Below are 13,873 nucleotides of genomic sequence, written 5' to 3'. Positions count from 1 at the left end.
CTCTTTTGCTTTTTCCAGACGAAGATCACTGACATCTGTGATCATAACTTTAGCTGCTCCCATCCCTTTTGCAGACTGCGCTACCAGATTTCCGATCGGACCGGCTCCTATCACCACAATATTCATTCCTGTTACATCGCCCATCTGTTTAACACCATGAACAGCTACTGCCAGAGGCTCAATCATTGCGCCCTCTTCATAAGACATATCTTCCGGTATCGGTGTTACTTTTGATGCATCAACTGCAAAAGTACTCGGATGCAGTTCCTGTTGTCTGGAATCCCATTACTTTCAGCTCTTCACAGAGATTGTATTTTCCGTGACGGCATGGATAACAATGTCCACAATATACCTGTGGCTCAATTGTTACTTTCTGTCCCACATGAAATTCTGTTACTGCATCACCTGTTTTTACCACTTCTCCTGATACTTCATGTCCCTGGGTTACCGGATATTTTGTAAAAGGATGTTTTCCGTGATATACATGGATATCAGAACCACAGATACCAATATTCATAATCTTAACCAAAACCTGGTTGTCTTTAATCTCTGGTACGGGAACCTCTCTGAAAAAAATTTCTCCTGGATTTGTCATAACCTGCTGTAACATAATATTTTCCTCCTTATTTGTTGAATGTACTTTGAACCTCTAGTTGTTTATTAACTTTTATTAAATGTTTTATTAAAGTAATTACATTATTATTCAAATCGCTAAATTTGTCAATAAACATTTAAAAATATTTCTCATTTCTACCAGTTGCACAAAGTAAAGATTTTATTTTTATGCAGATGTTACTATAACACTCCTCATAATTATCTGCTGAATTCCCGCACAATAACAAAATACCCTGATCACAACCTTTCTTTGTTGTAATCAGGGTATTTTTTATATTCAGATATTTGTTTAATATGGTATATCAGCAGATCATCAGTGATTCAAGAATGCCATCGGCTATATCTTTCCGATAAAATCCTGCAAGAAATGCTTTGCTGCACCTACAGCTGAGGCTTCTTTCTTATAAGAACAGTTTTTCAGATATCTCAGATCATGATCAAATCCATTATACTTCATTACTTTTTCCCCAAGAGGTATCATATAATCTGAGAGATATCCACCCATTTCACCTCCAAGAATGATATCCATATCATATGCCATGCGCAGGTTTGAAATCAGAATTGCAAGATAATCAAGATACTCTTCCCATTTTTTCTCTGCCTTTTCATCATTGTTTTGAAGCAGCTGCATAAACTGTTCCACAGAATCCTTTGACTCAACAACAAGTGCGCCTGCAGCGCAATAAGCATCTGCACAACCTGATTTTCCACAATAACACTTGCGGCCCTGAGGTACAAGTATCATATGTCCAAATTCTCCGGCCTTCTGATTTTCTCCGGAAAACAAATTTCCCCTTATGCAAAATGCACCGCCAAGAGTCTGATTCAACGAAAGGTAAATTGCATTCTGATAGGTGTTCATATCTTCTGCCATCATTGCCGCATTGGCATCATTTGAAAAATAAACCGGGACAGAAAATGCCTGTTCCAGAAAACTGAGACTATAGTTTTCAAGTTTCAGTGCGTGGGATTTTATCACCAGTTTCTGCTCCTGATTAATGATTCCCGGAATAGAGATTCCAACACCCAGAAGCTTTTCTTTCTGTTCTGCATCATTCATATGATTCAGAAATTTCGTCGCAAAATCTGCCACCTGACTGCAATATGACATATCAGATACAAATTTCAGACGGATCCGCTCTGATTTCACAATCTCATACTTCAGATTTACCAGCACCATTCCCAGATGATTTGCAGTGATCACAATTCCCATTGCATAACGATAGGATGGATTGATTCCAATACTTTTAGCCTTTCTTCCTCCTGTGGATTCATATTCTCCAGTTTCTATTATGATACCTTTTTCCAATAAATCTTTTACATTAGACAGAACTGTTGGCATACTCAGATTCAGTTCTTTGGATATTTCCACTTTTGATGTGGATTCTCTATTTATAATATAATTTACGATTTTTGATTTCGTAGCAAATTTCTTTTCCAGTCCGCTCATTCTGTTTCTACCTTCTTTTATTAATGTATTTATAAAAGAATGATACCTGTTATTGTCATATTTGTAAATAGCCATTGTCTCTACAGAGTATGTTGCTTTTTGCAATTGAGGCAGGGGACTTAACTTATTCAGCTGATTCAGTTAATATATCTACAATAACAGAGTTACTGTTCACTCCGTTCTCAGTAACACGCTTCGCGATGCACAGAATTTATGCTAATCGCATAAATTCGCGCTGTATGTCTCGGGATTTTGGCATGTTCATGCCAAAACACCTCGCGGGATAGCGGCGTGTGAACAGTAACATAACAGATAAATTTATATCATTCTGATGAAATATTATATTTCATTTTTCACGTTAATGATATAAAATTATCGTAACTGTTCAGTACCTTCACAGTTACGAGCCAAAATGCATTAAAAATCACCTGCGGTGATGGCATTTTGGCTTGTATGTCTCGGGATTTTGGTACTTACGTGCCAAAACACCTCGCGGGATAGCAGACTACTGAATAGTTACAAATTATTAATGTAAATATCAGGGCATATTCGAATAATCATTTCTAAACTTTTTCAAATATGCTCCGGAAAGGAACTTTTATACTAATGAAAACCAAGATTCAGGATATGACCTCCGGTTCACCGGGACGGTTGATCATTCTTTTTGCAATTCCACTGATGCTGGGAAATATCTGTCAGCAGCTTTATACAATGGTGGATACCATGGTTGTTGGCCAGGTTGCAGGTGTGGAGGCTCTTGCCGCACTGGGTGCTGTTGACTTTCTGATGTGGGTTGTCACAGGAATATCCACAGGACTCACTCAGGGATTTTCTATTCAACTCTCCCAGTATTATGGGGCAAAGGATTTCGACAATCTGCGTAAATCTCTGGCTCACAGTTACCGGCTGACCGCATTCATCGCAGCCGGAGTATTGATTCTCAGCCAGTCATTTGCTTCGCTGGTATTAACCGGGCTGCATACACCTTCCAATATTATCGGAATGTCTCTGTTATATCTGCGCATCATTTTCTGTGGAATCCCCGCCACAGCAGCCTATAATATGTTTGCCTCTGCCCTAAGGGCTATGGGAAACAGTAAAACACCGCTGACCGCAATGATCATCGCATCTGTGCTGAATGTCTCACTGGACATCCTTTTTGTGGCAGGCTTCGGATGGGGTGTGGCAGGAGCAGCAATCGCAACTGTGATCGCACAGAGCTTCTCCGCTGTTTACTGTTTCCTGATTTTACGCAGAATTGATATCGTTCATCTGACCAGAGCAGATTTTATGCCTGCCTCCGGCATGAATGCCCGCCTGATGAAGCTTGGTATTCCTGTTGTATTCCAGAATATCATCATCGGTGTGGGCGGTCTGGTAGTCCAGTATGTGATCAATGGCTACGGTTTCCTTTTTGTAGCAGGATTTACAGCTACAAACAAGCTTTATGGTCTGCTGGAAATGGCTGCTATTTCCTATGGATATGCCATCGTTACCTATGTGGGTCAGAATCTGGGAGCCAGAAAGATTGACAGGATCAGAAAAGGCGTCCGCAGCAGTATGCTGCTTTCCCTGCTTACCTCACTGATCATTTCTGCTGCCATGTTTTTATTTGGAAAAAATATTCTCTCACTTTTCATCTCAGGTGAACCGCAGCAGACACAGCAGGTACTGGCAATTGCTTTTAAATACCTTTCTATTATGGCTGCCATGCTCTGGGTTTTGTACTTTCTGTACGTGTACAGATCTGCACTTCAGGGGCTGGGAGATACCTTAATGCCTATGGTAAGTGGTATGGCTGAATTTGTCATGCGTATCAGTGCTGCACTGATTCTTCCCCATTTTATCGGACAGGACGGTATTTTCTTTGCAGAGATTGCAGCATGGAGCGGAGCCACTGTGATCTTATGCATCAGCTATTATGTACGGATGCATAAATATCATTAAGACAAAACAGGCACATAATCCCGGATATCCGGTATATGTGCCTGTTTTTTGATCAGTCGATCCTGGTACAGCGAAAATTATGTAAGATTCTTAATCCATTTATATTTCTTATAATGTTTATAGACCACCGGCAGTTTAATGATCTCGTCCAAATTGAGTACAAAGTAGACAACCATAACCGGCAGTTTCAGGATAAATGCGCAGATGCATCCCAGAGGAACAATGATACACCACAGAGTTACAGAATCACACAGCATTCCAAATTTGGAGTCTCCGCCTGCTGCGAAGATTCCTCCTATTGTCATACAGTTTACTGATTTTCCTGCGATGTAATAGGAAGAGATCAGCAGCATTTTTTGCAGATATCCGCGGGCTGTCGGGGTGAGATCTACCATTTTTGTGATAAATGGGGATAAGGCAATCAGGACAAGGCCTGATACAATTCCTGCAATAATCGCAGTTTTGGTAAGTGTCTCGCCTACCTCTTTTGCTTCCTGCAGACGGTCTGCACCAAGACGGTTTCCCACTATGATACTGCCTGCATTTCCAAGTCCGAGGCAGAAGCATACAACAAGATTTTTGGAAATATTCGCTATTCCATTGGCGGCAACAGCATCCGTTCCCAGATGTCCCATGATCACAGAATACATGGAAAAACCTATTCCCCATGCAAGATTATTGATCAGTAACGGAACTGTTTTCTGCCAGAAACGGCCAAATAACTTTTTCTCACAGCTTCTGAGACTGAATTTCACAGCTCTGATCCTGCACAATACATAACCAACACTCCACAGGAACTGCACAACTGTTGCAAGTACGGTTGCCAGTGCAGCACCTTTAATCCCCATCTTCGGGAAGCCGGACAGGCCAAAAATGAAAACAGCATTCAATGCGATATTGAGAATTACCATAACCCCATTGATCAGGGTACTCATATTTACTGCACCACAGTTCTTCATGATTGCCAGGAAAGTCTGTGCAATTCCCGAAAACACATAGGAAATGCCGATGACTCTTAAATACTCACTTCCCAGAACGATCAGAGTTTCCTCATTTGTCAGGATTCTCATGAGCTGTTCCGGAAAGAAAAGGGTTCCTGCCAGAAATACTACTGCAATACATCCACAAATCTTTGTCACAAGGCTGAACACCTGAGAAATACCTGTGTAATCCCCTTTCCCATAATATTGTGCCACAAACATATTCTCGCCTGCCATAAATGCAAACATAAACAGATTAAATACAAAAGTAACCTGTGTAGCCAGTGATACGGCTGACATGGCATCCTGACTTAACTTTCCCAGCATGATCGCATCACATGCTCCGACCAGGGCTGTCATGAACTGCTGAAGTGCGATCGGAAGTGCCAGCCTGACTATTTCTTTTCTTAAACTTCGTTTACGCTCATCCATTATCTTTTTTGCTCCTGTATAAAATATTAGTGATACTCATCAGTCAATTTTCAGAATCATATTCAGGATTCTTCTTGCGCTGAGACGGATCTCTCCTTCGGTAATAAAGCCTTTTTCGTATGCTTCTTTTATGCGTTCCGGATATCCTGCTGCCATCTTGATATCGTTTCCTGCCTTTGTTTCGCGATAGTGTTCTCCGAATGTCCACCAGTCTGTTGTAACCATTCCGTCGAATCCCCATTCATCCCGGAGAATACCTGTCAGGAGTTCTTTGTTCTCTGAAGCGTGGATGCCGTTGATCAGGTTATAGGAGGACATAATTGTATATGGATGAGCCTCTTTTACAATGATCTCAAACTGTTTCAGATAAATCTCACGGAGTGCTCTCTCTGATACTCTGGAATCAGAATCCTTACGGTTTGTCTCCTTATTATTGGCTGCAAAATGCTTCACACTTGCTCCGATATGCTGAGACTGGATGCCTCTTACCATAGCTGCACCTGTCTTTCCTGCAAGGTACGGATCTTCAGAATAATACTCAAAGTTACGGCCACAGAGCGGGCTTCTGTGAATGTTGCAGGCAGGAGTAAGCCAGATACTGATATTATTTTCTTTTACTTCTTCCGCTCCTGCTTTACCAACTTTCTCTACCAGTTCTTCATCCCAGGTGCTGGCAAGAAGTGTGGCACATGGCCAGGCAGTTGTGTTCACTCCGCATTTCGGAAGAATACGAAGTCCGGCTGGTCCGTCTGCAGTCATCACATTCGGGACTCCGTATTCCGGAAGATTTCCCATTCCAAATGTATTGGCACATCCTGTGTTTGGCTGTCCGCCAAGGAGATTGATACAGTCATCCAATGTCAGGATATCCATAAACTCATCCAATGTCATTTTACCATCTGCTACATCAGAGAAGCGAACTCCCTTGGAATCAAGAAAATCAAGAAAGTCTATTCCTTTTTGTCCTCTTGTATCAGGGCATGGAAGACCAATGGCATATTTATCCTGTCTCGGAAGTCCTTCTTCTTCCACATATTCACGCTGTGGAAGTTCCTCATAAGAACCGTCCGCAAGCATACGTTTCTGAAGATGATATGGTGCTGCCTTCCGGCTTAACTGCTCAGTTACTGTATCTTCTTTTACTACATATGTAAAGTCAATCTTCGCTGCATCTCTTACGTTTGTACCAATATAGATTGCATATTCTCCTGCTTCCAGAACATAGGCTGATTTGCATACTTTTCCCAGATCATCGTAGGATGCCATCTGATTCACAGGAATTTTCAGGGTAAGGATCTGGCGTTCACCCGGCTGAAGAATGCTGGTCTTTTTGAATGCTCCCAGCACTTTCGCAGGCTTTCCGAGTTTACCCTGTGGTGCTCCGTAATAGAGCTGGATAACTTCTTTTCCCGCTTTTTTTCCGGTATTGGTTACTTCAGTAAGAACTGTGATCACACCGTTTTCTTCGGAAGCACCAGTCACCTTCCAGTCAAAATCTGTGTAGGAAAGTCCAAATCCAAACGGATAATTTACTCTCTCCGCTGCACCCGGAATTGTCTCAAAGTAACGGTATCCTACATAAATATCTTCTGTATAATCTACATAGAATGCAGACTCATGGAAGTTTGCTGTGGATGGATAATCTTCCAGATCTTTTGCATAAGTATCGGATAATTTACCGGATGGATTAACATCACCACAAAGTATATCTGCTGTTGCAAGACCACCTTCCATACCGCCCTGCCATGCCATCAGTACTGACTGGATCTCATCACAGTCTCTGAACCATTTCGTGTCCACGATACCGCCAACATTCATCACTACGATTACATGTGGGAATGCTTTCTTTACTTTCTCTACCATGGCATTCTCTGCATTTGTCAGGCAGAAATCACCGTTTTCAAAAATCTTCGCTGACAACTCGGAGTTTCTTTTTTCCTCTCCGTCAAGAACGTATCCATCCTGTGCTGCTTCACATTTTCTGTCCCATCCTTCGCCTGAAAAACGGCAAATGGTAATTACTGCAGTATCTGTATATTCTCGCGCTTCATTCAGAAGTTCATCCGGAAGCTCCGGCTCAACTGTCATACCTGGTACTGCACCATCTGCGTATTGTTTCTGAATGTCTTCCTCATAATATTTCGCAAGTTTATCGAAAACTTCTACTTTTCCCTCATCCTCTTTAATCTTCATGCCCTCATAAAGATTACGGATATATTCTACAGTTACATCGCCACTTCCTCCGCCGCCTTTTACGTAGTCTACAGTACCCTTACCAAAGAGTGCGACTTTCGTCCCTCTCCGAATCGGAAGTGCATTTTTCTCATTTTTCAGAAGGACCATTCCCTCTCCTGCTGCCATTCTGGAAAGTGCAATGTGTTCTTTACTTCCTGTAACTCTCCGTCCATCTTCTCCCAGCGGAAGCACAGGCTGGAAGAAGCTTCTCTGCCATTTTGCCATTATCTTAATTCTCCTTTAATTCTCCTTAGTCAAGCAGATAAAATCATCCGCTTCGCTACTTGCTTGATTTGGTTAAAGTTCTTCCTTCAAAAATGCAAAAGGTTCTTCATCCTGAAGGAAATGCATAAGCTGATATGCACACATGATCGCTACATTTTCTTCACGCAGAATCCTCTTTACTTCTTCTCTGTCAGCAAGTACAACTTCAATTTCCTCTGTGTCTTCCTGTGCATCTTTACTGATTTCACCTTCCGCATATCCATAAACAGTTGCGCAGGATTCATCTGTCATGCCAACCGTTGTGAAATAAGGTTTCTCAAATGCAGGATCTACTTTCAGCGGTGTGAATTTCAGTCCTGTTTCCTCGTACATTTCTCTTACTGCACCCTCATGGAATTCTTCGTTCGATTCTACCAGACCTGCCGGGAATTCGTAGATATATCCGCCAATTGCGTATCTGTACTGACGTACTAATACAACTCTGTCTCTCTTTTCCCCATAAAGACTGTAAATGATCACGCCATCCGGAGTGTTTTTACCTGTTTTTATCTTTAATTCGTTAATACTCTTCGCACGGGATGCCACGAAATATGACACAGGAGTGTTGTGAATGCTTGTTGCATTTAAATGGTACAAATTTAAAAATTTACAATCTGTCAGTTTTTCAATATTGTGTATCTGTCCCATAATGGATACTTCCTTTCGCTTTCTATACCTTCGCTGATTATTACAGCCAATTTTCTTCTATCTCTGTTTTTAGTTCGCAAAACATCTGATAAAACTCTTCTTTTGCATCAGCTATAATTCCTAACGCAATTTTCTGATTGTAAGAATGTGTAACATTATTTCTTGCCTGCAATGCACGAAGCCACTGCTCCTCATCTCTTATCATTCCTGCTTTATAGGCAGTCTTCAGAATGATTTTCGGTGAACCTGTTGCTCCCTCTGCATATCCATGAATCTCCAGTATTTCTTTCATCATTTTCCATGACTGCTCAAAACAAATTTCATACAATCCTACGAGTCCGGTAATCACTACATTATCATATGGTTCTTCATAATTATAAATATCTTTCATGTTAGACAGTGCATTGCAGAAATTCTCATATTTTCTCATACAAAATCCTCCCTTCCTTCTCTATAGATTCTCTTAATTCATCCTGCATGTCACGATCAAGATTTACAATATCATACTCCAGAAGAGTACTTGTCTCTTCATCCACATCTAACGCAAACCTTGCAAAATCTCCTCCTGTGACTGCAATATCTATATCACTTGTTCTTCTGAAATCCCCTCTTGCTCTCGAACCAAAAAGAATTACTTTTTCAATATCATATTTTTGCGCAAGGTTTCGGATTTCTTCTATAACTTCCGGTCTGATTCCTGTATCATTCATTTTATAAACCTCACATTCCGATGTTTATATCGTCTGTTTTATCTTACCATATTATCGTATCTTTTTTAAGTCTGTCTGACAATTTCCGTAATTATTTTTTACACATAAAAAGAAGAACAGCCGCAGATTTTTCATCATACGGCTGTTCTTCTTTTTTATTTATTGTACTGCCAATTTATTTATTCTTTATCAGATATAAAATCAATCTCCCTTGAGCACCACGCGGATTCTCTTATAAATCAGGAATACGATCAGGGATGTCAGAGCATATTTGAATATGTTGAATGGGAAAATGATCATTGCTGCAAATGTAAGAAGATTATTTACAGAACTGTGTACTGCACTTCCCATTTCGATAAATGCTTCTACCGGCATTCCAAAAGCCTTTCCGTATGCCGGAAGTAACACGAATGCATTGATAAAGCATGCAACTACTGCTGTAAGTACGGTTCCAACTGCCATTCCGATCACTGCATGTTTTCTGCTCTTAACAGATTTATAGCGGTAGATCAGACCTGCCGGGACTGCAAATGTACATCCAAAAATGAAGTTTGCCACATCGCCTACACCTGCTGTCATAGAGCCCTTTGTTACCAGATGCACAAGAATTTTCACCAGCTCGATCAGTACACCTGCGATCGGTCCCATTGCAAATGAGCCAACCAGTACCGGGATTTCTGAAAAATCCAGCTGATAAAAAGTCGGTGCCAGGAAAGGAAGCGGAAACTCCAGATTCATTAAAATTCCTGCGATAGCGCCAAGCATGGCTATCTGTGTAATGGTTCTCGTCTTACTCCTCGCCATCGCATTTCCATTTCTTAATACCTGTTCACTCATACTGTTTCTCTCCTTTGAAATTATTCTTTATGGATATGTCTCATATCCTGTTAAAAGAAAATTCCACAAGCTTTTTATATAATGAAGATTCTCTTCAACATATAAAAAACCCCGGATCATATCCGGGGTAATGAGCACGTATGGTAAATATCGCGTGTTCTTCTCTCATCCAGACTATACTGTCGGTTCTGGAATTCCACCAGATCAGCCACCTAAGCGGGTCGCGGACTATAACCGCCGGTAGGGAATCTCAGCTGATGCTGATCACCACAACCCCGAAGAATTTTCTTTTATTTGCGTCTGATTATACTACATACAGGCATTTATTTCAATATCATTTGTGACTTTTTTCTGAGTTTTATTTCCATTTAAGTTACTGTTCACTCCGTTCTCAGTAACACGCTTCGCGATGCACAGAATTTATGCTAATCGCATAAATTCGCGCGGTATATCTCGGGTTTTCTGTGACCTTCGCTCACAAAAAACACCTCGCGGGATATTACCAGTGAACAGTAACCCATTTAATCAATATTGTTAACCCTACAACCCGCTAATACAACAACAAGCGTGTCTCCACCCTCGGTATTCTCAAATGAACTGGTTCCAAGCGGCAGACCGGTTACTTCTACTGTATCATCCTCGAAAACATCATCCAATTCTCCATTATAATAAACAGAATACTGCTGTTCTTCTCCATCTATCAGATTTAGCCATGTCAGATAATGTCCTTCTTCCATTTCCTCTTCCTGAACCTGTATTACGTATGCGTCCGAAATTCTCATCAGCTTATCACCATATCTGGATGGATTTTTGTTGATATGGCGAAAATCCAGTTCTGCATCTATCATTTCATCCGGTATTACCAGTTCTGGTGAAGCAGGGAAAAGATCATCATGTTCTTCCAGAAAAGTTTCCGCCTTCTCCGTTAATGTATACTCTGTACTGCATTGATCCTGTATATATGTATACAAATCCAGTGCTGTATAGCTTGCACCTGTATTCTCTGAGGCATATACATTTAAACTGTCCAGAGGCGTTACTCCCTGTAAAATAACCGCTGATAATGCTGCTATTGCAATCCTTTTCATAATTGTTTTTGCTGCCATAGTTATCCCCCTTTTCTTTTGTAACATTTACTGTTAATTATATCTTCGCTCTTTCTTTAATATCCTCGACAAATGCTGTAGCTATTTTCTTTCTTCTTGCATATATAATTGCTTTGTTTCCGCTTCTCAGACATATTGTTATTTTACGGTTAGAGCCTGCCCATATAAACAGAAAAACAAATACAATCATTCCAGGATTGGAAAAACAGGAAATCACTGCCAGACAAATGAAAAATATATAATATCCTGGTATTTTGTAGTTCATAAGTATTGCCGTAATATCTTCATAATAAATCACAGGAATCATATTCTTCTTTACCGGCCTTATATCTATAGTCAGCTTTTCGTGATCAGCAAGAATTGTGCTGTAAATCCTTCCCGTCAGCCACGATAAATAAATTCCTCTTGAAGAACTCATGGTATACTTCATATTCTGCTTTGTCACAGCATTTTCTTTTTCCTGTGTAGCCTGTGCTTGAGTTTCCAGTGCTTCCATATTACTTTCCCCTCTTATTTCATTTTTTACCGACCAATGTCAGCAGCAGTGCAATGGGTATTGTCACAAATCCTGCAACCATACAGATAATAAAACGTGTCATGTAGAAGTATGTTGCATTGGAATAAACATACACTTTCTTAGACCACCATATCTTATTAGTCGCCCAATATGCTGCCGCTATGTAAGCGATCATAAGTATTGCTGCCATAGTTTTCACCTCACTTATGTACAATCTTCAGTAATTCATTTAGAGGATTGTTATAATTCACTCATCTTTATTACACTCATTATACCCTTCTCTTATCAGCTTTTCATTCACTGACAGTATATGTTTTACGCCACAGCAACAATAGTTTTCTCACTTATGGCCAAACGTTATTTTTGTTCCTTACAGTAACGTAGCCAACTATCAAATATAAAATTTACAATCTTCTTTGATAATTGACGAACTCCTGAGAATATGCTTTAATGGATTTAGTATAAATACTTCAGGAGAACAAACATAGTTCTCAACTACGCATCTACACCAATGATACATTGTATCATATCTCACAAAAAGAAATGGAGGAACACAAATGGGTCTTATAGCTATCAGCAGTCTGATGCTCTTGGGCGGTATGTATCTGATGATCGCATTCGCATGGTGGCTTCTGCAGATCATTGCCAACTGGAGAATCTTTACCAAAGCAGGGGAGGCCGGATGGAAAAGTATTATTCCAATATATGGCGATTATATTTCTTATAAAATCGCATGGCAACCTGCATATTTCTGGCTGACATTGGTTCTTGGAATCGTATCTTCCTGCTTACAGGGAACTCTTGAAACAAACGACAGTTTAATGATCTCCATGATCATCGTACTGATCAAAATCATACTTGCCATAATCAGCATTATGTACAGTGTTAAGCTTGCAAGAGCTTTTGGCAGAGGCACAGGATTCGCCATTGGCCTTATTTTCTTACCGCCAATCTTCATGCTGATCCTTGGCTTCGGCGATGACAGATATTATGGGGCAGATAAATAAGTATATATTAAATGGAAAATCCCCGGAACTTACGTTCCGAGGATTTTTACATATATACAGATTACAGTTTATTATAGAATTCTGTTGTCAAAATATTCTTTTACCGTTTCACAGCAAAAATCAGAATTGTCAGTCCACTGGAGCAGACAGATAACTTGCCAGACAATATCCAGATGAACCTTGATAATACACAGAAATAAATCCGTTTCCGGCATCTCCGAATGTAGCAACGGCTGTTCCCAACGGAATCTGACAAATTTCAGCAGCATTTACATCTGGATTTGTGCGAAGAGTAATACTTTCATTGCAGTTAATCACATAACGTGTATGTGGAATCGGAGCACCTTCTGTTGGTTCTTCATATTTAGTAACCTGAGTAAGCGCAATCCATCCGTATGTTCCATTATAATTTGTATAGCCCCATGAATTTCCATTGGAAGCCACTGCTTCCTGAGTTACAGTCAGAACTGTTCCGTTTGGAATTATGTCTGGAAGAACTTTGTCATACTCCACTCCTGCGCCACAGCGCATGTTTACACCGCCATCTGGGGCTGTTACTTCTACATCATACGAATTGCTGCCTGTCGGAATATCCGATGGCGAAAGGAGTTCTATCTTATTATCAAATTCAGTATAATTTTCATTCTCACCAAGCTGTCTTGATTCTATCTCCGTCTCTGTTATAGCATTTCCACTCTTTGTAACACGAGTAATTCTCTGACATCCCTGTTTTCCCCATACAAAATACATCCCATTTCCATCAGGGGCTGTATAAAACATGCCTTGATCTCCCACTGTGCCAATCATACTTACATATTTTCCATCTTGCAGTGTATAAACATCATTTACCCAGTCTGCAAGACACGTGCCATGTGAGATAATCAGTTCCCTAATTCCATCCTGATCAATATCATATAATGCCACTGAAATACCTAAATTTCCCTCAGTCGCTCCTGCATCTGCTATCACACTTTCATATGTAGCGTACTCTGGCATATTCTTATAATTTATTGGATTGGATGCCATAACATCAGTACTTCCAGAAAATGCAATACTGCTTAAAAGTAGCACACTGGTAACAATTGATATTTTAAATAAATTTTTCCTTTTACTCATAATATTTTC

Annotated in this window: 13 protein-coding genes, 1 pseudogene and 1 riboswitch; of the genes and pseudogenes, 2 read left to right on the top strand and 12 right to left on the bottom strand. The window is 40.3% G+C overall.

The features are described 5' to 3' along the window. A pseudogene (locus AC075L_RS01140) lies at positions 1–610 on the bottom strand (zinc-dependent alcohol dehydrogenase); the annotation flags it as partial. Between the two features lie 342 nt (positions 611–952). Then, a complete protein-coding gene (locus tag AC075L_RS01135; RefSeq protein ID WP_022379994.1) occupies positions 953–2,065 on the bottom strand; it encodes an ROK family transcriptional regulator in 1,113 nt (370 codons plus the stop codon). Positions 2,066–2,671: 606 nt separating this feature from the next. Between AC075L_RS01135 and AC075L_RS01130 the strand changes: the two genes are divergently transcribed. After that, complete coding sequence (locus tag AC075L_RS01130; RefSeq protein ID WP_022380044.1) at positions 2,672–4,012, top strand: MATE family efflux transporter; 1,341 nt, start codon at positions 2,672–2,674, stop codon at positions 4,010–4,012. 77 nt (positions 4,013–4,089) lie between these two features. Here the strand turns inward: AC075L_RS01130 and AC075L_RS01125 are convergent, their stop codons facing one another. The 9 genes from AC075L_RS01125 to AC075L_RS01085 form a co-directional block, all read right to left on the bottom strand. Next, positions 4,090–5,424 (bottom strand): MATE family efflux transporter, encoded by a 1,335-nt coding sequence (locus AC075L_RS01125; RefSeq protein WP_022380043.1) that lies wholly within the window; start codon positions 5,422–5,424, stop codon positions 4,090–4,092. A gap of 39 nt (positions 5,425–5,463) precedes the next feature. After that, a complete protein-coding gene (locus AC075L_RS01120) occupies positions 5,464–7,884 on the bottom strand; it encodes a glycoside hydrolase family 3 protein (RefSeq protein WP_270434985.1) in 2,421 nt (806 codons plus the stop codon). Positions 7,885–7,956: 72 nt separating this feature from the next. Further along, entirely contained in the window at positions 7,957–8,571 is a 615-nt protein-coding gene (locus AC075L_RS01115) for an NUDIX hydrolase (RefSeq protein WP_008706341.1), read from the bottom strand. Positions 8,572–8,611: 40 nt separating this feature from the next. Continuing rightward, complete coding sequence (locus AC075L_RS01110) at positions 8,612–9,001, bottom strand: HI0074 family nucleotidyltransferase substrate-binding subunit (RefSeq protein WP_008706340.1); 390 nt, start codon at positions 8,999–9,001, stop codon at positions 8,612–8,614. Continuing rightward, entirely contained in the window at positions 8,988–9,281 is a 294-nt protein-coding gene (locus tag AC075L_RS01105) for a nucleotidyltransferase family protein (RefSeq protein WP_008706339.1), read from the bottom strand. The genes AC075L_RS01110 and AC075L_RS01105 overlap by 14 nt, the downstream gene beginning before the upstream one ends. Positions 9,282–9,482: 201 nt before the next feature. Continuing rightward, positions 9,483–10,118 (bottom strand): ECF transporter S component, encoded by a 636-nt coding sequence (locus AC075L_RS01100; RefSeq protein ID WP_026649844.1) that lies wholly within the window; start codon positions 10,116–10,118, stop codon positions 9,483–9,485. Between the two features lie 153 nt (positions 10,119–10,271). Further along, a riboswitch (FMN riboswitch) is annotated at positions 10,272–10,405 on the bottom strand. Positions 10,406–10,639: 234 nt separating this feature from the next. Further along, positions 10,640–11,224 (bottom strand): hypothetical protein, encoded by a 585-nt coding sequence (locus AC075L_RS01095; RefSeq protein WP_118569808.1) that lies wholly within the window; start codon positions 11,222–11,224, stop codon positions 10,640–10,642. Between the two features lie 37 nt (positions 11,225–11,261). Continuing rightward, on the bottom strand, positions 11,262–11,720 hold the full coding sequence (locus AC075L_RS01090) for a hypothetical protein (protein ID WP_118569807.1): 459 nt from the start codon (positions 11,718–11,720) through the stop codon (positions 11,262–11,264). Positions 11,721–11,739: 19 nt separating this feature from the next. Next, entirely contained in the window at positions 11,740–11,931 is a 192-nt protein-coding gene (locus AC075L_RS01085; RefSeq protein WP_118569806.1) for a cystinosin-like protein, read from the bottom strand. A 367-nt stretch (positions 11,932–12,298) separates the two neighbouring features. Between AC075L_RS01085 and AC075L_RS01080 the strand changes: the two genes are divergently transcribed. Further along, positions 12,299–12,748: a DUF5684 domain-containing protein gene (locus AC075L_RS01080; RefSeq protein WP_008706334.1), complete on the top strand. Its 450-nt coding sequence runs from the start codon at positions 12,299–12,301 to the stop codon at positions 12,746–12,748. Positions 12,749–12,877: 129 nt separating this feature from the next. On the opposite strand, the gene AC075L_RS01075 is transcribed toward AC075L_RS01080, so the two are convergent. Next, the gene (locus AC075L_RS01075; protein ID WP_243100097.1) at positions 12,878–13,864 is read right to left on the bottom strand and encodes an SH3 domain-containing protein; all 987 of its coding nucleotides are present in this window, start codon (positions 13,862–13,864) and stop codon (positions 12,878–12,880) included. Positions 13,865–13,873 lie beyond the last annotated feature (9 nt).

The organism is Blautia sp. ZXY-1-B12 (genome assembly GCF_056339915.1).
This window is presented reverse-complemented; position numbering and strand designations above follow the sequence as displayed.